This is a genomic window from Corallococcus sp. AB038B (assembly GCF_003668955.1).
Lineage (GTDB): Bacteria > Myxococcota > Myxococcia > Myxococcales > Myxococcaceae > Corallococcus > Corallococcus exiguus.
In genome coordinates this window covers 187,458-208,920 of sequence record NZ_RAWO01000012.1, presented here as the reverse complement: position 1 = coordinate 208,920, position 21,463 = coordinate 187,458, and the positions used below count along the sequence as shown (strand labels likewise).

Here is a 21,463-nt window from a genome sequence, read left to right as displayed (position 1 = left end):
GGGCGGTTCGGTGAAGGGCCTGGGAGTGGACGATGCGCGCTGACGTCCTGCTCGGGTGCATGGCACTGCTCCTCACCGGCTGCGCTTCGTTGCCTCCCGGGCCCGGAAGGACGCTGAGCTACACGTCCCGCACGGAGACTGACGCCCCTGGAGGACGAGCGTCGAACGACGATGCACCGCGTGCATCTGCCTCGGAGCCGAGGGTCACGCCCCGCGAGGAAGCGCCTCCCCTCTACCGGCGCAAGACCGTCCGCGAAGAGGTGACGGGGGTGCGCCCCGTTCGTGCGGTGGCCCTGGCGGACGTCACCCGCTCCGACGATGTGCAACCGGATGCCTGGGAGCAGTTGCTGACGAACGCGGGACTCGAAGCGCGAGACGAACGCACCCTGGGAGGCACGCTGACGCCCACGCAAGCGGCGCGACTGCTGGGAGTGCTCCTGGGCAAGCCCGTCACGTTGAGCACCTTCCCGCCTCGCATGGCCGCGGGCTTCATCCTGCGCGAGGTGATGGAGGGAGGCGAAGTCGCGCGGAAGGAACTGCTGCGGCGGGTGGATCGCTTCTCCCGGGAGCAGGTCGCGGTGCTGCGACCCGACGGCTATCTGGCGTGGGCCCTCACCGGGCGTACCCAGCAGAAGGTGGCAACGGTCGAATGGAAGGACGGCGCCTTCCGAGCGCATGGCTTCGAGTTGGGCCGTTTCTACAGCGGCAAGGGCGGCGTCTTCCGGACCGTGGACACGCGGCTGCAGGCTTCGGACTGGCGCCCGCTGGCCGAGGTGTATGACGACGCGGACGTCATCAGCCGCACCCTGGATGGAGCCGAGGACGCCGTCGTGGAGCTGTACCACGCGCTGGGACAGTTGCTCACGCGCCCCGTGGACAGCATCGCGGGATTGAGCCACCTGCCAGCGGGCGTGGCGGCGCTCATTGCTTCATCGCCCGCGTACTGGGAGCGCTTCCAGTCCATGACCCGTGGCGAGCAGATCCGCGAAGTGTCGCGCCTGACGACGGGGATGCTCGTCACATGGGGTGCGGCCTCGGCCACGACACGGACACTGAAGGGGATGTCTGTGGGCGCGGAGGCCACGCTGCCAGTGCTCTCGATGTCGGCGGAGGGCGCGATGGCGTTGGAGCGCGTCGCGGTGCCAGCGGGGCGGGCGGCGGCAGTGCTGAGCGGCGGGCCGGGAGCAGCCATCATTCTCCAGCGTTCAAACGCTTCCGGTTCGGGACCTGCGCCATCGAATGGGCCCGGACAGTGGGCGCCTGCAAAGGAATCCATGTCTCCGCGTGCCCGGGGCTACCAGGAGCAGATCACGGGACACTCGGCGGATGAGGCGTATTGGGTGGGGGGTGTGGGGCACAACAACGGAGGCGTGAAGTTCGATGGCTTCAAGGATGGCGTGCTGTTGGAGGCGAAGGGGCCAGGCTACGCTGAATTTTTTGAAGCCGACCTTGCGCCCAAGCATTGGTTCGAGGCATCGGGAAAGGCCAAAGAGCTCGTCGACCAAGCCTCGAGGCAGCGTGACATCGTCCTGAACACGGGTGTCCGCATTGAGTGGCACGTCGCCGAAAAGCATGCAGCGGCTTCAATCAAGCAGCTGCTGAAAAGCAATGGCATCACCGGGATTACCGTCATCCAAACTTCCGCACGTCTTTTGGTTCCCTGAGACAAGCTCCGCATGACAACGCTGGATCCATCCGCGACCTATCCCGAGACCTACTACGCCGGTGCCTACTGGGGACCGCGACGGGAGTCCCCTGAGGCATGTGCCCAGCGAGCGGCGGACTTCCTCAACATGCTGGCCGCGTGCGACCCGCTGTTCGCGAACTGGAACAAGATTCCCAAACCACGCGGCAAGGGACGCAAGACACCCCTCATGCCTCCTGACCTTCCCACCCTGACGGAAGCGTTCCGGCGCGGCGTCAACCGCGAGCCGGGTGGGCCGCCCATCGAGCATCTGGGCTTGACCGTCTCGGCATACAATGACGGTACCAGCCAGGACCATGCTTCCGTGCGGATGACCTGCGCAAGCTACGCACAGCACAGCTCCACCAACGTGTGCGTCCTGTCTCTTCCATCAAAGGGGACGAACGCGGAGCGAGTCCTTACGGCATCCGTGCTGACGAACGTGACGCGCAGCATGGCGCTGGCCTGGGAACCGGATTGGGCCGTGGCCATGTCTCACGCACATCGGGACACCGAAGGTGGAGAAGGAAAGGCCGACACCTGGCTCGGCTGGGTGACCTACCTGTCCCGCCACCGGGGCACGGTGCCGCCACTGCCCGCCCCCGTGCGCATCGAGCCCGTGGAGGACAGGGGCACGTTGATCATCCTGACCCCCGAGCGCTTCACCGTGGCCAACCCCGAGCACATCGCACTGGCGCGGCGGGTCCGTGAGCTGCTGGCCCGGGCAGGGCTCATGCGGTCTGACCGGCAGCCCACGGTCTAAAGTCCCGCCACTCAGTCCCGGAAGAACTCGGAGGGATGCGAGTCGACATAGCGCAGGAAGCAGGACTCGAGCTTCTCCTCACCTTGGAGCTGCTCGCTCAGTGTTCCGAGATGCGCGTCAATCCACGCTCGCGGCTTCGTGTCGAGGATGCGCCGACGCGCCTCGAGCGTCCCGGGAGGGTGGGCCCCAAAGAGCGCGTCGAGTCCCCTTCTCACCAGGGCGGCATGTCCGGCGGCGCCAAGCTCCTCGAAGCTCTGCAGCACGAACTCCACCGAGGAGGGAGCGAAGTTGTAGAGGGCCTGATCCAGCCCGCCGTTCCCGATGTCCCGGATGAAGAAGGTCGTGAGGGCCAGCACCTGTTGGCCGTGCGTTCCTTCGACGGCATCGTGCCCCCATGCAGGCTCCATGAGCAGCCACAGCCGCTCCCCCACCGGAAGCCCTTCGACGCTCGCACGCGGCAGCCGCGTATCCTTCCCAGACACCAATGGCGCCTCCCGTTCGCGGCCCAGGCCGTACGGGTTCCTCACATATCAGACGACCGCGAGCGCTACGACAGACGGCCCGGGCAACAGGTGCCCGGGCCGCAGGGTGTCTTCCGCTGATGATCAATGGAGCCGCCATGGAGTGCCTTCGGCATCCTGGACATGCCCTCGGGGGGCATGCATCGACCGGTTTGGCTGACTTGTCAGGGCTGGCCGCTATGAACGGGTTCTGCACGCCGCACCGGAGTGCAGTCAGGAGACACGAGCGATGGGCAAGCGCGGGCGGGCGGTTCGGTGAAGGGCCTGGGAGTGGACGATGCGCGCTGACGTCCTGCTCGGGTGCATGGCACTGCTCCTCACCGGCTGCGCTTCGTTGCCTCCCGGGCCCGGAAGGACGCTGAGCTACACGTCCCGCACGCAGACTGACGCCCCTGGAGTACGAGCGTCGAACGACGAGGCACCGCGTGCATCCACTCCGGTACCAAGCGTCGCGCGCCGTGAGGAAGCGCCTCCCCTGTACCGCCGCAAGACCGTCCGCGAAGCGGTGACGGGAGTGCGCCCCGTTCGTGCGGTGGCCCTGGCGGACGTCACCCGCTCCGACGACGTGCAACCGGATGCCTGGGAGCAGTTGCTGACGAACGCGGGGCTGGAAGCGCGAGACGAACGCACCCTGGGAGGCACGCTGACGCCCACGCAAGCGGCGCGACTGCTGGGAGTGCTCCTGGGCAAGCCCGTCACGTTGAGCACCTTCCCGCCTCGCATGGCCGAGGGCTTCATCCTGCGCGAGGTGATGGAGGGAGGCGAAGTCACGCGGAAGGAGCTATCGCGACGGGTGGATCGCTTCGCCCGGGAGCAGGTCGCGGTGTTGAGACCGGATGGCTACCTCGCGTGGGCACTCACCGGGCGTACCCAGCAGAAGGTGGCAACGGTCGAATGGAAGGACGGCGCCTTCCGCGCGCATGGCTTCGAGCTGGGCCGCTTCTACAGCGGCAAGGGAGGCGTCTTCCGGGCCGTGGACACGCAGCTTCAGGCTTCGGACTGGCGCCCGCTGGCCGAGGTGTACGACGACGCGGACGTCATCAGCCGCACCCTGGATGGAGCCGAGGACGCCGTCGTGGAGCTGTACCACGCACTGGGACAGTTGCTCACGCGCCCCGTGGACAGCATCGCGGGATTGAGCCACCTGCCAGCGGGCGTGGCGGCGCTCATCGCTTCATCGCCCGCGTACTGGGAGCGCTTCCAGTCCATGACCCGTGGCGAGCAGATCCGCGAAGTGTCGCGGCTGACGACGGGGATGCTCGTCACCTGGGGCGCGGCCTCGGCCACGACACGGACACTGAAGGGGCTGTCCGTGGGCGCGGAGGCCACGCTGCCAGTGCTCTCGATGTCGGCGGAAGGCGTGCTGGCGCTGGAGCGCGTCGCGGTGCCAGCGGGACGCGCGGCGGCGGTGCTGAGCGGCGGGCCAGGTGCGGCCATCATTCTCCAACGCGTTGATGACTCCGCGGGCTCAGGAGGTGGCGACGATGGAGGCCCACAAGGGACAGGTCCTTCACGCGGGCCGAAGGGTTACTCGTCCTTCAAGTCCTTCAAGCGGGCCATGGGACCTGCGGGTGACGGAAAGGAGTGGCACCACATCGTGGAGCAGACCGAAGGGAACGCGACCCGCTTTGGGCCACATGCTCTCCACAACAGCGAGAACATCGTCGCACTTGGCAAGGATGTTCACAGTGGAGTGAGTTCTCTCTACTCGTCGAAGCGGCCTAGACTCACGAACTCGGAAACCCTGACTGTGAGACAGTGGCTGAGCACTCAATCCTTCGAAGCGCAACGAGACTTCGGATTGGTGGCGATCCAGCACGTGACGAGAGGAATCTGGTGACGGACCTCGAAAAGTGGGTGGAGGAGTTCGCGCTGAACGTGTCAGCGCAGACGGCAGCCATCGCGCGTGGAGATGCCAAGGCTGGGAACAAGCATGCGGATCGTTACATCGCTGCTGTTCGGAAGTTGAAGGGGCAGGGAGATGCGGGGCGGGATGCGCTTGCGGTGCTGCTCAAGCACCCTGACAAGGACGTCAGCACCATGGCGGCGGCATACCTCTTGAGGCATCGGACGGCCGAATCGAAGGCTGTCCTAGAAGAGGCTGCGCAAGGTGAAGGGTTGATCGCCTTTGAAGCCGCGCAGGTGCTGAAGAACTGGGAAGCAGGTGTTTGGGCGCTGGATCCGGGATGATCTTCCAAGGCGCGTGGCGGTGAGGACAGGGGCACGCTGACCATTCTGCCCCCCGAGCACATCGCACTGGCGCTGACAAACGGCCCGGGCAACAGGTGCCCGGGCCGCCGGGTGTCTTCCGCTACGGGTGGCTGGCGGGGTCCGCCGGGTTGGTGCCCGCGGCCCGCTCATCGCCGTCCAGGAAGCCGTCCAGGTCCCGGTCGATGCCCACGCGCAGGCCTGAGCCCAGCGGCGCGCAGGTGTACGTCAGCACGCCCTGGCTCGCGGCCACACCCGAGCGCAGCGACGCGGACGGCACCAGCGGCAGCGCCGCGCGGTCCGCCTTGAACTGCCCGCTGCCCAGGTAGCGGAAGCCCATCTCGTACGTACCCGCGCGGCCCTTCGCCACCAGGTCGCACTCGCCCGCGTCCGCGCGCGCCATCAGCAGGTCGATGCGCGTCCCCACCACCGCCGCGTTGGTCGCGGTGAGCGTCACCTGCTGGCCGACGATGGGCGCCAGGTTGGTCTCGAAGGCGAACATGTACTGCTCCATGTCCTTCTTCGCCTGGAAGCCCGCGGGCGTGTCCGGGATGCCCACCTGGTTGAAGATGGGGTGGAAGTCGAAGCCGCTGTTGAAGAGGAACAGCGTGGGAATGGCGCCGTCGCTGTTGAAGCCCGTGCCTCGCACCTGGTCCCCCAGGAACGGATCCACCGGCGTGTTGCCGAAGGGGAAGCCGGCGCCGAACATGCCGACCTTCTGGTACAGGTTCCTCAGGTGCGGGACCTTGGGGAACAGCGGCTCCGCGTCGAAGGAGCTGCGGCCATCCGTGCCGAAGAAGCCCTTGAAGGGGCCCTCGCCCGGGTTCGCGTTCACGTCCACGCGGTGGCAGGACTCGCACGACCCCGGGAAGAAGCTGGTCGTGTTCGTGAAGAAGTCCTTGCCCGCCTGCTGCGAAGCCGTGAGCGAGTTGTCCAGCTTGCGGATGGGATTGGGCGGGTAGACGACCTGGAGGATGAAGTCGGAGAACTTCTGCATCTCCGTCTCCGTCAGCTGCGCGCTGCGGCCCAGCAGGTCCTTGAACGCGGGGTTGAACTGCTTGAACGCCGCGACCTCGTCGAAGGTGCCGCTGTTGGGCTGCACGCTGGGCGCGCTGTCGCCGCCAGTGCGGTCGCCTCGCCAGTGCATGGGGCCCTGGTTGGCCATGCCGCGCAGGCTCTGCGTGGACAGGGGGCCCTTCATCGGGTGGAAGGACGTGTCCTGGCCGAACGTGGGGTCCGTGCCGAACTCCGGCAGCACCGGGACGATGGGGTTGTAGCTCGCCTTCACGTCACCGTCCGGGTTGCCCAGGTCCCAGGTGGTGCTGTCGAAGTCACCGAAGATGTGGCAGCTGCCGCAGGACGAATCTCCGTGGCTGGAGCTGTTGCGCGCGTCGTAGAGGAACGGGCGGCCCTGCACCACGCTGACCGGCTCCGGGTTGAACATGGGCAGGTGCGCGACCTCCGTCTTCGTCGCGGTGTTGACGACGGAGATGGCGTTATCGAAGCGGGTGAGCACGTACACGCGCCCCCGGGCTTCATCCAGCACCAGACCGGTAGGGCCGCCGCCCGTCAGCGCGACCTGGTTCGCGGCGGAGGGCGTGAAGGTGCCGGACTCCAGCTGGGACGTGGCGTACACGCCCAGCTTCGATGAGCCGAACGCGGCGACGTAGAGCGTGGCGCCGTCGGACGTCACCGCCATGCCCGTGGGCTGCGCGAGGCTCTTCTCGCTCTCCGTGTTGGGAGTGGCCGCGCAGCAGGCCGCGTAGTTGATGTGCGTGTTGAGGTGGCGGGGCGTGACGGAGGGCGCGCTGGGGCCGCCCAGCACGGTGATGCGGCTTTCGTGCAGGTGGCCGCGCAGGGTGTTGCCCGTCATCGTGCCGGGGCCCTCGAAGCGCAGGTCGTTTCGCGCCTCGGTGTTGCTCACGTAGACCTTCCCGCTCACCGGGTTGACGGCCATGTTGAACAGGATGGTGCCCACGCCCGCGTAGGTGCCCGACGCGCCGGACACCTGCACGGGCGGGTTGGCGTTGGCGGAGATGGCGAAGACGTCCTTGTCCGGCAGGGTGAAGCGGAGCGAGTCCGTCCACGGGCGGTTGAGCATGTCCAACCAGTCCTCGCCGTTGTACTTCACGATGACGGAGACCTCCGGGGCGGGGATGCCCTGGTGGTTGACGTTGGGGCCGGGGACGCCGCCCTCGGACTCGCCGCCGTTGGGCACCAGGCTCTCGTGGACCACGGAGGTGCGGTTGCCGGAGTGGAACGCGGCCGCGTACACCCGGCTGCCGTCCGGAGTCGCCGCGAGCGCGCGAGGCGTGTCACCAAACAGGGTGAGGCGGGTGAGCGGCGTGCCGCCCAGCGTCGTCCCCAGGTTGTCCGAGTCGAACACCCAGACGTCCGCGCGGCCGACACCCGGCGTGGTGAGCTGCGGGTCGAACCCGGTGTTCTGTCCGCGGTGCGCGGAGGTGATGAACGCGCGCTTCCTGCCCGTGCCCGCGAAGACGATGTCGCGAGGCTCGTCGCCCACGAGCAGCGTGCGCGTCACGCTGCCGCCCTGCCCGTTCGCGTCCACCTTCACGACGCTGACGCTGTCGGACAGGTGGTTGACCACCCACACCTCGTTGTTGGTGCGCGCGGCCACGGCCACGGGCTCCAGGCCCACGGGCACGGAGCCCTTGTGGGTGAGGCCGCTGGTGCCCACCTGGAAGATCTCCAACCGGTTGTCCGGCGTGTTGACGGCGTAGAGCCACTGGCCGTTGGGAGACAGGGCCAGGGGACGCACCTGGCCACTTTCAAAGACGGTGAAGTGCTGCGCGTGCGACGGGCTGCCCATGGCGAGGCCCAACAGCAGCGTCGCCGCGGACGCGGTGCGCTGGAAGACGCGGCGCACCGCCGGGTGTCTGGCTTTCATGAATGTCTCTCGGGGAAAGGGGGCTGGGGACCCCGGCTTCACGGTAGGGGTGGCGTCTGACATTGAGGAACGGGTGAACCCGGACCCGGAGGAATCGTTGCGCGGCGCAACGACTCCCTCCCTGTGTACGCAGTGAAGGGCGTTCCCTGGTTGGCGTGCCCTTTTACCGGGGCCCGTAACGCAGGATTCCTTCCGCCACGATTTCCTGGGCTCCGTCCGGGGAGCCGATCAGCACCTTGCCGCCACAGTCGATGTGGAGCGGCCACTTCCTCAGGGACCGCCGCGACGAGCGCTCCGGGATGAAGCGCAGCGCGTCGCGGGTCCATGACCGGCTTCCGGTGGCGGCCACGATGCGCGCGAGACACGCTTCGAACGCCTCCTCCGGCAACCAGCGCAGCGCCTCCATCAGCCGGTCCACGTCGAACGCGGGAAGGGACGAAGTCCCGCCGGTGATGGCGCCCAGGGCCTGGGGGCCCTGCCCGGTGGAGATGAAGGCCAGTCCCCGATGGCGCAGGGCGCAGAACCCCCGCCACGCTCCGAGGGTCGCGGGGAAGAGGGCCATTGCCTCCGACCGCGTGCGGGACCGGAGCGCATCTCGCAGGGGCGGCCAACGCAGCAACTCCACGAGCGCGACCACTTCCGCGGTCTCCCGCACCCGCCGGGTGTGCAGCCGCTGGTCGCGGCCGATGCGCAACTCCCCCGTGCTCTGGTCCAGGAGGAGTCCTTCCGCGTGCAGGGTGTCCACCCCCACGCCCTGGGACTCACCGAACGCGGAGCGCCACAGCAGCCGCTCACTGGTGATGCGCACCTGGCCAGAGCCAGGCAGTGGCCACGGCAGGCCGCGCGAGCGTCGCGATGGCGGCAAGTGCGCGGGCAGCGTCGGCTCCTGATGGAAGACGAAGGGCCCGGGTGCCGCCTTCGAGGGAACGGCCCGGCGGCCCTGGCGACGCAAATGAAGGTCGGCTTCGAAGACGAGGACCTCGCCTGGATTCAACACCCAGGCCGAAGGCTGACGGACCTGCGCATCCAGCCGCATCAGGGCCTCTTCGAGCGAAGGGTCCTCCAGCATGATGCCCAGCGCCTCCAACCTGCGGCGCACGAGCTCCGCCAGCCGCGTCCGCCGAGAAGCCAGCTCCCGGGCCGTCCGCAGCACGGGCAGGTCCTGAGGCCAGACATCCAGCTCCGCGCGGCGGTGGATGCGCTCCAGCGCCTCCTTCAGCGCCTCGGCCCCAGCCTCGAGCGCGGGCACCAGCTCCGGACGCCGCGACAAGGCATGCCGCCACCGCCAGCTGGCCAGCACCTTCTCCAGCTCAGCATGGGAGCGACACGCCGCCGCGAGCACCTCCGCGCGACCCTCCAGCTGGCGCTCGATGTCCCCCTCCCCAAGAGCAAGCTTTGCGGCGTTCGTTGGGGTGCGGTCGGGCATGGCGGTCACCGGGACCAGTCGCGCAGGAGCCGTTCGGCGGCATCCTGCTGGTCCCATTGCACCCGGCCGGTCAGCGCCAGGCCCCGGTGCTCGATGCGGATTCGCCGCCACACCGGAGAGCCCGGGACGTAGCGCGCCTCCGAGCGGGACCAGGCCACGCCTCCGGTGGCCTCCACCATGCGAGACACGCAGGCGTCGAAGTCCGCCTCTGGCAGCCAGCGCAGCGCATCCAGCACCTGGTCCGCTTCAAAGTCGCGCAGCGCCGTCGGCCTGCCGGTGACGGCGCTCAGGGCCCGGGGACCCTTGCCCTCCGGAATGAAGGAAAGTCCCTGGGGCCCCAACACGCAGAACCCCTCACGCCGGCCGAGCTTCGCGGGAAACAGCGCCACGCTGTCCAGGCGCACACCCGCCCGGGCCGCGCCGCGCAGTGGAGGCTGACGGTGCAGCTCCACGAGCAGGGCGACCGCCGTGACTCCGCGGACGGAGCGTGCATGGAGTCGCCGATCTCCCTCCACCTTGAGGTCCACGCTCTGTTCCAGCCGGAAGCCGTCAGGGGAAATGCTGCCCAGCCGAACCTCCTGCGGCTCACCGAACACCGGCGCCCAGATGAGCCGCTCGCTGGTGAGCCGGATCCGCCCCGAACGCAGGAGCTGGGATGCCACGATGCCAAGGGTGCCCGACACCAGGCAGGCCATCACCGGGACCATCATCGACCTGGGGAGGACGAATGACAGCAGCAAGGCCAGCGCGGGCAGCGCTCCCAAGGCGAACACCCGACGCGGCGACACTTCCTGCCTCAGGAACATGGGCACGAGGCTCGGGTCCGAGCTTCGCCGGGTATCGTCCTCGAAGACGAGCACCTCGCCCGGCTTCAGCGCCCAGCTCGCAGGTTGGCGCACCAGCGCATCCAGCCGCGTCAGTGCGTCTTCGAGTGACACGCCGTCCGGCGCCACCGTCAGCACATCCAACCTGCGCCGTACCAGCCGCGTCAGCCGCTCCCGCCGGGCCGACAACTCCCGCGCCGCCTTCAACACAGGCGTATCGTCCGGCCAGGCCTCCTGAGCCGCGCGGCGCTGGACGCGCTCCAACGCTTCTTCCACAGCCTGTGACTCAGCCACGAGCGCGGGCACCAGCTCCGGACGCCGCACCAGCGCCCGCCGCCACCTCCGGCTGGACAGCGCCTTCTCCAGCTCCGAATACGGGCGCCGCGCCGCCGCGAGGACCTCCGCGCGGCCCTCCAGCTGACGCTCGACGTCGGCCACCGTGAGGCCTGGCTGGGCAGTGATGGGACGTGACCGCTCGGGCATCGCGCCGGACAGCATAGCGCCGTGGACTGCAAGCCCCCACGCCGTTACTCGACCGGCGGCTCCAGCTCCAATCGCTCACACTGACGCAGCATCTCCTGCGCATCAGCGGGTTCGTCGGTCGAGGGCGGCGCCGCCTCCGACCAGGGCACGGACGGCTGGGCCGGCGTTCCCATCGACTCCTTCAGGAGCGCGATGAGGTCCCTCGCGGGGTCACTGGGAAACGACGTCACCACCCGCAACGGCCGAGGCGCGCCGGGCGGCAACTCCTCGCAGGGAAGCGCGGCGGCCTGGAGCAACAGCGCGGGCGAGGGCGCCGGGGCCACCACCGCCACGGGCTCCGCGGGCAGCAAGTCATCCGGGTCGAACCCGAAGGGCACCTGGGGCACCACCTGGAGCGACACGGCCTCGCGCTCCACGTCCGTCCCATCCCCCTCCATCGGGATGCACCGCAGCGTGTTCAAGCGGGGCGTGGGCGCATCCTCGAACGCCGGCGTGGACACGGCGTCCATGCGCTCCGGCGACAGGGGCTCGCCCACCCTGGGAGGCCACAGCGGCACCGGCAGCAGCACCACGACCGGCTCGCGCAGCGGCAGCGAGCGGACCCGCGCGCCTCCCAGTTCCACCGCCGCCTTCGTCACCGCGGCGGCGTGCTCCGCGAGCACCCGCTCCGCCCAGGTCTTCAACCACCGCGCCAGGGACAGCACCCAGGCAAGGTGCCGCCGCGCGCGAGGCCGGGCCACCAGGGCCTCGACTGGCGGAGCCGCGTGCATCGTCACTCCTCCTTCACCGGCATCCGGATGATCCACGGCGACGTCCCGGTGGCCAGCCCCTCCGGCTCCACCGACAGCAGCTCCCCTTCCGCGCGAACCTCCAGCCGGCCCAGCGACTCCCCCCGCGGCGGGCGGGGAAAGTGGAAGTGCCCCTCCGCATCCGTGCGCGTGCTCAACTGCAACGAGGGCAGCGCCACCCACGCGTCCCGGATGGGCACGTCACCGGGCCCCACCACCCGACCCAGCAGGGGGGCCTGCGCGGACGCCCTGTCCACCAATGACAGACATCGCACCTCCGCCAGGGGTTGCTCCTTGCGCACCTGCACCCGCAGGCGGAAGGACGGACGCGGCACCGAGCGCAAACCCGCCCACAGCGCCGCCGGCACCGGGCTCAGGTCCACCTCCAATTCCTTGTCGCCCATGGCCGCGAAGACCAGGTCACCCAGCAGCCGGTGCGCGCGCTCGGGCGTCTCCGCGCCCACCGTCACCAGATAGCAGACGCTGAACTGCAGGGCGCCCCGCTTCCCCGCCCGGGTCAGGGGCGCTGGCCCCAGCTCCAGGAGGTAAAGACAGACACCCCGGTCCAGGGCCTCACGGTCTGGCACGCCCAGGTGCACCGGCGCGTCCGTGGCAATGCGTCCCACCCACGCTCTCATGCGCAGATCGACTTCGTCGATCATCCTTGGCCCCCCGGTTCCCGGCCCTGAATGCCATGTCACCGTTTCCCTTCATCATACGCTCGCATCGGGAGGTTTTGCTGGACATCACCCAGGGGATTGAACAGGACGTCCTTGATTTGACAGGCATTGCACGCATTCCCAGGTCCTGGGGGACAGCGCAGCGTGTCGGGAACCGGGCAGTCCTTCCACCGCGGGTCGTGGCATCCCGGAAAGCCCGTACGGGTTTCGCGTGAAGCACTTCATTTCCTGCTCGCCTTCCGCGAAGAATGGCCGCTGGGCCGGCATTCACCGTGGAACTTTCGTCATGACGATGGACTCTTCTTCCTTGAGACGACGACACCCTTCCCTCCTCTCCTCCGGCATCGCCCTGGGGTGCCTGGCCGTGTTGGGCACCGCCACCCCGGCGCTCGCCCAGGACGACGCGCCCCACAGGGTGGGCCTGCTGCTGGATGCGGGCGCTCCGCACGGCATCGGCCTGTCCGCGGTGGTGCGCCCCACGAACTGGCTGCGGCTGCAAGCGGGCCCCACCACGAACACGCTCAGCATTGGCGTGCGCGGCGGGGTGACCCTCCTGCCGATAGACACCTTCATCGCGCCGACCCTCAACGTGGAGGCCGGGCACTACTTCGGTTCGGAGTACAGCGAGGTGCTGGACTGGCTGGGCCGTGAGCCGAGCTCCACGTCGGAGGCCATCCGCGACGTCACCTACAACTACGTGACGGGCAGCGTGGGCCTGGAGGTGGGCACGAAGAGCCGCTTCAACTTCTTCCTGAACGTGGGCCTGAGCTACGTGGCGCTCACCGTGCCGGAACCCACGCCGCTCATCCAGGACGCCTCCGGCGACGACAGCGTCACGTCCGGACCGCTGCACCTGCGAGCCACCATCCCGTCGGTGAAGCTGGGCTTCATCGTCTACTTCTTCTGAGCCAGGAGACCTCTCACCATGCGAACGAAATCCTTCCGCACCCTCCTGCTCGCTGGCGCCGTGACCCTGTTGGGCACGGGCTGTGATTCGCTCTTCACCATCGAGGTGGAGGCCGAGCGCATCTGCAAGACCGAGAACGACCTGTCCTTCCCCGCCTCCCCGCCCATCGCCGGCTCCGTGGAGCAGACCTTCACGATTCCACTGGGTGACTTCGCCAGCGCGCTTCCCGAGGACGCCGACGTGGAGACGGAGCTGCGGCTGAAGCTCTTCGACGCCACCGCCAGCACGGACATCAGCGGCATCGAGCGCGCCAGCCTCGCCGTGCGCAAGCCGGGCTCCGCGGAGTACGTGGTGCTGGGCGAGTTCCGGCGCACCGGCACCGCGGGCTCCACGAACAAGCTCGAGCTCACCAGCAGCGGCGCGGTGGACGTGCTGGACCTGGCCAAGCAGGAGGAGCTGGAGTTCCGCTTCCAGGCCACGGGGTCGCCCCCCACGCAGTCGTGGACCGCGGACGTCGAGGTCTGCGTGGGCGCCAAGGCGAGCGCCAACTACTTCGGCCTGCTGTTCTGAAGCCTCCACTCCCGCCCCGGCTAAAGGACGCCGCCGGGGCGGCGAGTCGGCCGGAAGCTGGACGGGACCACCTGGCGCCCTTAAGTGGGGAGGGTGGGACGCAAGCGGGCCGTGGGCGGCATCGAGATTCCGAAATGGGCGTGGCTGGTGCCGTGCGCGCTGGTGCCCGTGGTGCTGCTCAACCTGGGCGTGGCATGGCTGGGCGGGACGCAGGTGTCGCCCCTGTCCTTCTCCTTCCTCCAGACGAAGGCGCGCGCGCTGGGAGCCTACGTGGCGCACCGGCCCGAGTGCGTGCTGGACGGACATCCGCCGCTGGAGCCGCTCATCGAGGACACGGAGCGCCGCCACGGGATTCCGCCGGGGCTCTTGAAGGCGCTCATCCAGGTGGAGTCGGAGACGCGGGTGCACCGCATCTCGCCCGCGGGAGCCATGGGGCCCGGGCAGCTCATGCCGGACACGGCGGCGCTGATGCGGGTGGAGGACCCCTTCGACCCGGCGCCCTCCGTCAACGCGAGCGGGCGCTACCTGGCCGAACAGCTGCGCAGGTTCCGCGACGTGCGCCTGGCGGTGGCCGCGTACAACGCGGGCCCGGGGTCGGTGAACGGGCGCGTGCCGCACAACGGGGAGACGGAGTTCTACGTGGCCAAGGTGCTCGCGGCCTATGAGCACACGAGGCCGAAGGCCTCGGTCGTGGTGAAGCGCCCGGCTGTCTCCGCGACTCCGGGCAAGGCGGTCGCGGTGAAGGCCCCCGTCGCGCGGAAGGCCCGTCCGCCGGATGCGTCCGCGAAGCCGGCCGCCGCACCGAAGCGGACGGCCCCCGTGAAGCCCGCGTCCCGTCCAGCCGCGGGCAGCAAGCCTGCCGCGAAGCTCGCATCCGCGACGCGTTAGGGTCGAAGCCTGGGTGGGGCCTCCGGGTCACGGCGCAGCACGAAGAAGTAGGGCGCCATCTCCCGTGCATCCATCAGCCCCAGCAGCGTGTCTCCGTCCACCTTCCGGAACACATCGAGGCTGGGCCGGTCGTCGTAGACCATCGTCGCGCTGAGCCGTCCCCGGTACTCCATCACGCGCAGCCGCGCCTTGAACTGCCCGGTCTCCACCACGGCCCGGTGCGGCGCCACGGGCCCTTGGAGCTCCGGCGACGGCCACTTGCGCGGATCCACCGGGAACACCGTCTTGCGGTCCTCCGTGAAGAAGAGCAACGGGTGCACGCTCTCCGCGTCGATGAACTGCTTGCCGTACCAGCCGGTCGAAGCGAGCAGTCCGTCCAACGGGTGTCCCGTCTGGAACTCGCGCCCCTGCCACGTGCCGCGCATGAACCCGATGTCCACCGCGGGCAGACTGTCGAACAACGCGAGCGCATCCTCCACATGGACACGCCCGGCCTTCACTGCTTCATCGAACGTCATGTCGTTCCGCCTCCTGGCATGCACAGCACCGGTTTGACCGCCACGCGCGACTCCATGTCGTGGACCGCGTCGTTGATGGCTTCGAAGGGATACGAGCGGCTCAGCTTCTCCAGTGGGAAGCGCCCCTCCGCGTTCAGCGCGACCAGCCTGGGAATGAAGGCCTTGGGGTCCACGTTGCCTTCGAGGATGCCCACCAGCCTCCGCCCCATGAGCAGCGCCGTCATGGAGAGCGAGACCTCCGCGTCCCGGCCAGGAAGCCCGAGCAACCCGCACGTGCCCAGCGGTCGCGTCACGTCGAACGCCTGCCGCAACACCTGCGGCGACCCCACGCACTCCAGCGCGAAGTCCACGCCTCCCCGGGTGAGCGTCACCAGCGTCTTCGTGAGCCCGGGCTCGTCCGCCAGGAACGTGTCCGTGGCCCCCAACTCACGCGCGAGCTCCAGCCGCTCCGCGCTGAGGTCCACCGCGAGGATGCGAGATGCGCCCGCGACCTGCGCCGCCATGATGGCCGCGAGGCCGACGGAGCCCGCTCCGAAGACGGCGAGCTGCTGCCCTCGCTGGAGCCGGAACGCCTCCAGCACCGCTCCCGCCCCCGTCTGGAAACCACAGCCCAGCGGAGCAATCCGCTCAAGAGGCACCGAGGCGTCCACCTTCACCGCGTTGTGCTGATGCGCCAGCACGTGCGTGGCGAACGACGACTGATGGAAGAAGCTCGAGCGGACGGGCTCTCCGCGCCACCGCATGGGGAATGAGCCGTCCGGCCGCGAGCCGGAGAAGTTCCCCGCGTATCCCCGCTCGCAGTACGGAAAGTGTCCGCCCGCGCACGTGCGGCAGCCTCGGCACGAGAAGTAGCTGAGCACCACCGCGTCGCCAGGCTGGAAGCCCGTCACGCCCTCCCCCACCTCCTCCACCACGCCCGCGCCTTCGTGGCCCAGCACCGCGGGCAGCGGGAAGCGGCCCGCTCCCGCCCGGTACGTGAGGTCGGTGTGGCAGATGCCGCTCGCCGCCACCCGCACGCGCAGCTCGCCCTCCCGAGGCGCATCGAGCTCGACCTCGTCGATGACGAAGGGACCACCCACTTCCCGCAGCAGCGCGGCTCGCACCGGAAGACCCATGGCCGCATACTATTGGCACTTCGCCAATAAAGTCACATACCCCCGGCCTTTCGGGGTCGCACGTGCCTTTCCAGGTCAGGTCCGGGCTGCTTCCAGCTTGCGTCCGTGCAGGCCGCTGGCCGCGCCCGTGTCCAGCCACAGCTCCACGTCGCGGTGGAGCTGGAGGAACGACGCGGGCCACCGGGGCGTGAGCGGGCCGTGCACCATCGCCGTCACCGCCGCGGCCTTGTTCACGCCGAACGCGAGCACCACCACCTTGCGCGCCTGGAGCACCGCCGCCATGCCCAGCGTCAGCGCCGCCATGGGCACCTTCGACGGATCATCCCCGAACGCCATCACGTGAGACAGCCGCGTCTCCCTCGACAGGCGCGCGCGGTGGCTCGTCGCCGTCAGCACTTCCCCGGGTTCGTTGAACGCGATGTGCCCGTTGGGTCCCACGCCCAACAGCAGCAGGTCCAGCCCCCCGGCCGCCGCGAGCGCCGCGTCATAACGCGTGCATTCCGCCTCCGCGTCCGGCGCACACCCGTCGAGGAAGTGGATCCGCTCCGTTGACAGATTCACATGCCGGAACAGGTGCCGGTCCATGTACGCGCGGAAGCTGCCCGCGTCCTCGGGTGGCAGCCCCAGGAACTCGTCCACGTTGAACGTGGTTGCCCGCGACAGGTCCAGCGCCCCCCGGGCCGCCAGCTCCACCAGGTTCCGGTACACGTTGAGCGGCGAGCGCCCCGTGACGAGCCCCAGCACCAGCTCCGGCGTGTGGCGCACCGCCTCGGAGATCCGCTCCGCGCAGGTGGTGGCCGCCTCCTGCTCCGTCTGGAACACCCGTAGGTTCATGTGTTGGCCAGCATATGCCGGCCTCCCCGCCCCGGTCGCCGGCCCCCCAGCCGCCCGGTGCGTGGCGCCGCGCGGCAAGGCCACACGCTTCCGGGAATGACACGTGAGCGCCGCGGACGATTGACAAGCCCGGTCCCCCGCACGCCCGGGGACCGGGGAAGGTTTCCCACGGGCACTCCGTGCAATCCGTCCTCACGCGCGGAGGCCGGGTCGCGCTAGAACCGGATCCATGAAAGTCGCCGTGCTCACCGGCGGGGGTGATTGCCCCGGCCTCAATGCGGTCATCCGCGCCATTGTCCGCCGTGCCAGCGAGCACGGCTTCGAGATGATGGGCCTGCGTGATGGATGGAAGGGCCTGCTGGACGACAACCACTTCCGCCTCACGCGGGAGACCACCTCCGGCATCCTCCACCGGGGTGGCACCATCCTGGGCACCTCGCGCGTCAACCCGTTCAAGGTGGAGAACGGCCTGGAGCGCGTGAAGCGCTCCATCGAACGCAATGGCATCCACGCCGTCATCGCCATTGGCGGCGAGGGCACCCTGTCCGCCGCCACGCGCATGTCCCAGGAGGGCCTGCGCATCGTCGGCGTGCCGAAGACCATCGACAACGACCTCAACGGCACCGACTTCACCTTCGGCTTCGACACCGCGGTCCACATCGCGACGGAGGCCGTGGACCGGCTGCACTCCACCGCGGAGTCGCACAAGCGCGTCATCGTCTGCGAGGTGATGGGCCGTCACGTCGGGTGGATCGCCACCTACGCGGGCATCGCCGGCGGCGCGGACGTCATCCTCGTCCCTGAGATTCCCGCGGACCTGGAGGCCGTCGCGCAGCACCTGCAGCGCCGGCACGCGGGCGGGCGCTCCTTCTCCATCGTGGTGGTGGCGGAAGGCACGCGCATCAAGATGTCCGCGGAGCAGAACGAGCAGCTCGTCACGACGGGCGCCCTGGACGAAGCAGGCCGTCCGCGCCTGGGCGGCGTGGGCAACATCGTCGCGGCGGAGATTGAGCGGCGCACCGGCTTCGAGACGCGCGTCTCCGTGCTGGGCCACATCCAGCGCGGCGGAGCCCCCACTGCGCACGACCGGGTGCTCGCCACCCGGTTCGGCGTGCATGCGTGCGACATGGTGGCCCGGGGCGAGTTCGGCAAGATGGCCGCCCTGCGCGGCAACGAAATCGTCAGCGAGCAACTGGCGGAAGCCACCCGCGAGCTCAAGCGCGTGCCCAAGGAGTTCTTCGAGGTCGCGCAGGTTTTCTTCGGCTGACATTGACGTCATGCGCCATGCCTGCCCCCACCGGGAGTGGCAGGCATGACGCCGCGCATCCGGTAGCATCCGGCCCTTCCCCCTCTCCCGAAGGGATGGTGCCGATGCTCACCGGTCGCATGATGGACTTCCCGCTCACCCTGACGCACTTCCTGGAGCGGGCTCGCTCCTATTACGCCGCGCAGGAGATTGTCAGCCGCAGGCCGGACAAGTCCCTGCACCGCTACACGTACGCGGACTTCCACCGGCGTGTCTGCCAATTGGCGAACGCGCTCACGCGGCTGGGAGTGAAGCCCGGGGACCGCGTGGCGTCGCTGAGCTGGAACCACCACCAGCACCTGGAGGTGTACTTCGGCGTGCCGTCGATGGGAGCGGTGATGCACACGCTCAACCTGCGGCTGCACCCCAACGACCTGGGCTACATCGCGAACCACGCGGAGGACACGGTGGTGGTGGTGGATCGTTCGCTGCTGCCGCTGGTGGAGAAGTTCGAGAAGGCCGCCGGCAGCATCAAGCACGTCATCGTCATTCCGGATGACGGGCCCGTGCCGGAGGGGCGGCTGGACTACGAGAAGCTGCTCGCGGCGGAGTCGCCCACGTTCGAGTTCCCGCGCCTGGATGAGAACAGCGCGGCGATGCTCTGCTACACGTCCGGCACGACGGGCAACCCGAAGGGCGTGCTCTTCAGCCACCGCTCCATCGTGTTGCACACGCTGGTGTGTTGCATGCCGGAGGTGCTGGGGCTGAGGGAGTCCGACACGGTGCTGGCGGTGGTGCCCATGTTCCACGCGGCGGCGTGGGGCCTGCCGTTCGACGCGCTGCTGACGGGAGCGAAGCAGGTGCTGCCCGGGCCGCACCTGGATCCGCAGTCGCTGCTGGAGCTGATGCAGAACGAGAAGGTCACGGTGGCGGGAGGCGTGCCCACCATCTGGCTGGGCATCCTGGCGCAGCTGGACCGCGAGCCGGGCAAGTGGGACCTGAGCCGGATGCGGCACATGGTGATTGGTGGCTCCGCGGCGCCGCCAGCGCTGATTGACGGGTTCCGCAAGCGGCACGGGCAGAACGTGCTGCACGCGTGGGGCATGACGGAGATGAACCCGGTGGGCACGCTCGCGCGGCTCAAGGGGGACCTGCACACGGCGTCGCCGGAGACGCAGCTGGATGCCTACGCGTCGCAGGGCTACTCGGTGCCGTTCGTGGAGACGCGCCACGTGAGCGACACGGGGGAGATTCTCCCCTGGGACGGCAAGGCCATGGGCGAGCTGGAGGTGCGCGGCCCCATGGTGGCGGCGTCGTACTACGGGGACGAGGGCAAGGACCGGTTCACGAAGGACGGGTGGTTCAAGACGGGCGACGTGGTGACCATCGACCCGGCGGGCTACCTGCACATCACCGACCGCAGCAAGGACGTCATCAAGTCCGGCGGCGAGTGGATCAGCTCCGTGGCGCTGGAGAACGCGCTGATGGCGCATCCGTCCGTGCTGGAGGCGGCGGTGTTCGCGGGGCGGCATCCGAAGTGGGACGAGCGGCCGCTGGCGGCGGTGGTGTTCAAGTCGGGGCAGGAGGCGACGAAGGCGGAGCTGACGGCGCACCTGGAGAAGCAGTTCGCGAAGTGGTGGCTGCCGGATGACATCCTCTTCGTGGCCCAGATTCCGCGCACGTCGACGGGGAAGTTCCTGAAGATGAAGTTGCGGGAGGATTACGGCGACCACCTGATGAAGGCGTCTGTCGCGTCCTGAAGTGGTTGGAAGGACCGCCGGGCAGCTGACACTGGGAGTCCGTGGCTCGCGCTAGGGCGGGGCTGGGGGTAACGTGGGGGCGTGATGCCCTCTGTCCAACAGCTCCGCCCGTTCGCCTACGCGCCCGTCCAGGCGTTCCTGCAAGCCTCCGGACCGGTGGTGCTGATCCAACAGCCGCCGGAGCCGGTGTTCCAGCAGGTGGCGTTGCGGTTGGCGGAAGCGCGCACGGTGGGGATGGCGCACCGCTCACGGCTGGTGGACCGGCTGCTGGTGATGCTCCAGGCGTTCGACTCGCTGGAGGTCCACTTCCTGGGGCCGGAGCAGGACGGGCAGGAGCTGCGGGTGGGGCGGATGGAGGGGTGCACTCTGATGGTGCACGACCCCTCCGTGTCGAAGCATCACGCGGTGCTGCGCTGGCACGCGACGCAGGGGACGTGCTCGGTGAAGGACCTGGCGTCCATGAACGGCACCTGGCTGAACGCCGCGGAGCTGGGCGAAGGCGAGGAGCGGATGCTCACGGACGGGGACGCGCTGGCCTTCGGGGATGCGCAGTTCCTGTACCTGCGCGCGGAGACGCTGCACTCGCACCTGCGGCTCGCGAGCCCAGGTGGGGGGATGTGACTACTCGGCGGGAAGCTCGCGGTAGTGCACGTCGCTGGGCCCCAGGCGCTGCACGGTTTCGACGAAGCGCTCGCTGACGACGCGAGGGTTGGCCCCTTCGATGCCGAAGACGTCGAGCCCTTCCGGGATGGAGGAGCGCAGCAGCCAGCGCTTCGGCGGCAACGAGAACGACTCGGGCTTGCCGCAGAGTTCACACGCGGGCGTCTTCCATTCACCGATGCAGTCGGGATGCAGCCGGGCGAGGGGCCGGGCTTCCAACTCGTAGAGCGCGGGCATCGTGCTCCGGCGGGACCGGAGTTCCATCCGGACCGCGATGATGCCCCGCAGGCCTTCGGCCTTGAGCAGGTCCACCGCGTCCTCGCGGAGGAGCACCCGCCATGCGGGCCAGCAGGTGATCGGACCGAACCTGCCTCTTGCCGTTCCGACCATGGGCCCGAACGAGCCCCCTGCTCTCACGGGAAGCTCGGGAGGAACAAAGGGGCGAATGAGCGCCACCAGCCGGCTGTACTCCGCGACGGACATGGGCCCCTTGGACTCGGCCAGCACCGGTTCCTGCACAGCGGAGAGGTCCACGGATGGAAAGGCATCCATCCATGCCCAGGGGCCGAACCTGGGACAGTCAACGCCGGACAGGTGCCATCGGTGCTCTGCCCGGTACTCACCGCTCCACTGCGGTTCCACACCGTCAGGCGGGCCACGAACTTCGAAATAGCGCATGG

The 21,463-nt window shown here is 69.0% G+C and carries 20 protein-coding genes; 10 read left to right on the top strand and 10 right to left on the bottom strand.

Going from position 1 to position 21,463, the window contains the following annotated elements; genetic code table 11:
- The first annotated feature begins 32 nt into the window (after positions 1 to 32).
- Together D7Y04_RS46635 and D7Y04_RS45965 are read left to right on the top strand one after the other, a co-directional pair.
- Entirely contained in the window at positions 33 to 1,664 is a 1,632-nt protein-coding gene (locus D7Y04_RS46635; protein WP_121761999.1) for a Tox-REase-5 domain-containing protein, read from the top strand.
- 12 nt (positions 1,665 to 1,676) lie between these two features.
- A complete protein-coding gene (locus D7Y04_RS45965) occupies positions 1,677 to 2,447 on the top strand; it encodes an immunity 52 family protein (protein ID WP_233601707.1) in 771 nt (256 codons plus the stop codon).
- 11 nt (positions 2,448 to 2,458) lie between these two features.
- Here the strand turns inward: D7Y04_RS45965 and D7Y04_RS34070 are convergent, their stop codons facing one another.
- Positions 2,459 to 2,929, bottom strand: a complete 471-nt coding sequence (locus D7Y04_RS34070; protein WP_139919948.1) for a DUF4375 domain-containing protein — start codon at positions 2,927 to 2,929, stop codon at positions 2,459 to 2,461.
- 316 nt (positions 2,930 to 3,245) lie between these two features.
- On the opposite strand from D7Y04_RS34070, the gene D7Y04_RS46630 reads away from it, so the two are divergent.
- Together D7Y04_RS46630 and D7Y04_RS34060 are read left to right on the top strand one after the other, a co-directional pair.
- Positions 3,246 to 4,808 carry a hypothetical protein gene (locus tag D7Y04_RS46630; protein ID WP_147477250.1) on the top strand — a complete coding sequence of 521 codons (1,563 nt, stop codon included), beginning with the start codon at positions 3,246 to 3,248 and terminating at the stop codon, positions 4,806 to 4,808.
- Complete coding sequence (locus tag D7Y04_RS34060) at positions 4,805 to 5,158, top strand: hypothetical protein (protein WP_370457270.1); 354 nt, start codon at positions 4,805 to 4,807, stop codon at positions 5,156 to 5,158. The genes D7Y04_RS46630 and D7Y04_RS34060 overlap by 4 nt, the downstream gene beginning before the upstream one ends.
- Positions 5,159 to 5,279: 121 nt before the next feature.
- Here D7Y04_RS34060 and D7Y04_RS34055 read toward each other — a convergent pair whose 3' ends face one another.
- The 5 genes from D7Y04_RS34055 to D7Y04_RS34035 all read right to left on the bottom strand — a co-directional run bounded on the left by D7Y04_RS34055 (position 5,280) and on the right by D7Y04_RS34035 (position 12,267).
- A complete protein-coding gene (locus D7Y04_RS34055; protein ID WP_121761996.1) occupies positions 5,280 to 8,084 on the bottom strand; it encodes a beta-propeller fold lactonase family protein in 2,805 nt (934 codons plus the stop codon).
- Positions 8,085 to 8,247: 163 nt separating this feature from the next.
- Positions 8,248 to 9,510 (bottom strand): hypothetical protein, encoded by a 1,263-nt coding sequence (locus D7Y04_RS34050; protein ID WP_147477249.1) that lies wholly within the window; start codon positions 9,508 to 9,510, stop codon positions 8,248 to 8,250.
- 5 nt (positions 9,511 to 9,515) lie between these two features.
- The gene (locus tag D7Y04_RS34045) at positions 9,516 to 10,817 is read right to left on the bottom strand and encodes a hypothetical protein (protein ID WP_147477248.1); all 1,302 of its coding nucleotides are present in this window, start codon (positions 10,815 to 10,817) and stop codon (positions 9,516 to 9,518) included.
- Between the two features lie 44 nt (positions 10,818 to 10,861).
- Entirely contained in the window at positions 10,862 to 11,587 is a 726-nt protein-coding gene (locus D7Y04_RS34040) for a hypothetical protein (RefSeq protein ID WP_121761993.1), read from the bottom strand.
- A 2-nt stretch (positions 11,588 to 11,589) separates the two neighbouring features.
- Positions 11,590 to 12,267 (bottom strand): carboxypeptidase-like regulatory domain-containing protein, encoded by a 678-nt coding sequence (locus tag D7Y04_RS34035; protein WP_121761992.1) that lies wholly within the window; start codon positions 12,265 to 12,267, stop codon positions 11,590 to 11,592.
- 325 nt (positions 12,268 to 12,592) lie between these two features.
- Between D7Y04_RS34035 and D7Y04_RS34030 the strand changes: the two genes are divergently transcribed.
- From D7Y04_RS34030 to D7Y04_RS34020, 3 genes are all read left to right on the top strand, one after another.
- Positions 12,593 to 13,192, top strand: coding sequence for a hypothetical protein (locus D7Y04_RS34030; protein WP_233596595.1), 600 nt, complete (start codon positions 12,593 to 12,595; stop codon positions 13,190 to 13,192).
- 18 nt (positions 13,193 to 13,210) lie between these two features.
- Positions 13,211 to 13,762, top strand: coding sequence for a hypothetical protein (locus D7Y04_RS34025; protein ID WP_120595709.1), 552 nt, complete (start codon positions 13,211 to 13,213; stop codon positions 13,760 to 13,762).
- A gap of 93 nt (positions 13,763 to 13,855) precedes the next feature.
- On the top strand, positions 13,856 to 14,650 hold the full coding sequence (locus D7Y04_RS34020) for a lytic transglycosylase domain-containing protein (protein WP_121761991.1): 795 nt from the start codon (positions 13,856 to 13,858) through the stop codon (positions 14,648 to 14,650).
- Here the strand turns inward: D7Y04_RS34020 and D7Y04_RS34015 are convergent.
- From D7Y04_RS34015 to D7Y04_RS34005, 3 genes are all read right to left on the bottom strand, one after another.
- Positions 14,647 to 15,168 (bottom strand): DUF4334 domain-containing protein, encoded by a 522-nt coding sequence (locus tag D7Y04_RS34015; protein ID WP_121761990.1) that lies wholly within the window; start codon positions 15,166 to 15,168, stop codon positions 14,647 to 14,649. The two genes, D7Y04_RS34020 and D7Y04_RS34015, sit on opposite strands and share 4 nt — an antisense overlap.
- A complete protein-coding gene (locus tag D7Y04_RS34010) occupies positions 15,165 to 16,283 on the bottom strand; it encodes an NAD(P)-dependent alcohol dehydrogenase (RefSeq protein WP_121761989.1) in 1,119 nt (372 codons plus the stop codon). The genes D7Y04_RS34015 and D7Y04_RS34010 overlap by 4 nt, the downstream gene beginning before the upstream one ends.
- Positions 16,284 to 16,358: 75 nt before the next feature.
- Positions 16,359 to 17,117, bottom strand: coding sequence for a glucosamine-6-phosphate deaminase (locus tag D7Y04_RS34005; RefSeq protein ID WP_121761988.1), 759 nt, complete (start codon positions 17,115 to 17,117; stop codon positions 16,359 to 16,361).
- A 229-nt stretch (positions 17,118 to 17,346) separates the two neighbouring features.
- On the opposite strand from D7Y04_RS34005, the gene D7Y04_RS34000 reads away from it, so the two are divergent.
- The 3 genes from D7Y04_RS34000 to D7Y04_RS33990 all read left to right on the top strand — a co-directional run bounded on the left by D7Y04_RS34000 (position 17,347) and on the right by D7Y04_RS33990 (position 20,744).
- Positions 17,347 to 18,384 (top strand): 6-phosphofructokinase, encoded by a 1,038-nt coding sequence (locus tag D7Y04_RS34000; RefSeq protein ID WP_120595704.1) that lies wholly within the window; start codon positions 17,347 to 17,349, stop codon positions 18,382 to 18,384.
- A gap of 104 nt (positions 18,385 to 18,488) precedes the next feature.
- A complete protein-coding gene (locus tag D7Y04_RS33995; RefSeq protein ID WP_121762067.1) occupies positions 18,489 to 20,123 on the top strand; it encodes a long-chain fatty acid--CoA ligase in 1,635 nt (544 codons plus the stop codon).
- An 84-nt stretch (positions 20,124 to 20,207) separates the two neighbouring features.
- Positions 20,208 to 20,744 carry an FHA domain-containing protein gene (locus D7Y04_RS33990; protein WP_120561334.1) on the top strand — a complete coding sequence of 179 codons (537 nt, stop codon included), beginning with the start codon at positions 20,208 to 20,210 and terminating at the stop codon, positions 20,742 to 20,744.
- Here the strand turns inward: D7Y04_RS33990 and D7Y04_RS33985 are convergent, their stop codons facing one another.
- Positions 20,745 to 21,461, bottom strand: coding sequence for a double-CXXCG motif protein (locus D7Y04_RS33985; RefSeq protein WP_121761987.1), 717 nt, complete (start codon positions 21,459 to 21,461; stop codon positions 20,745 to 20,747).
- Between the last annotated feature and the right edge of the window lie 2 nt (positions 21,462 to 21,463).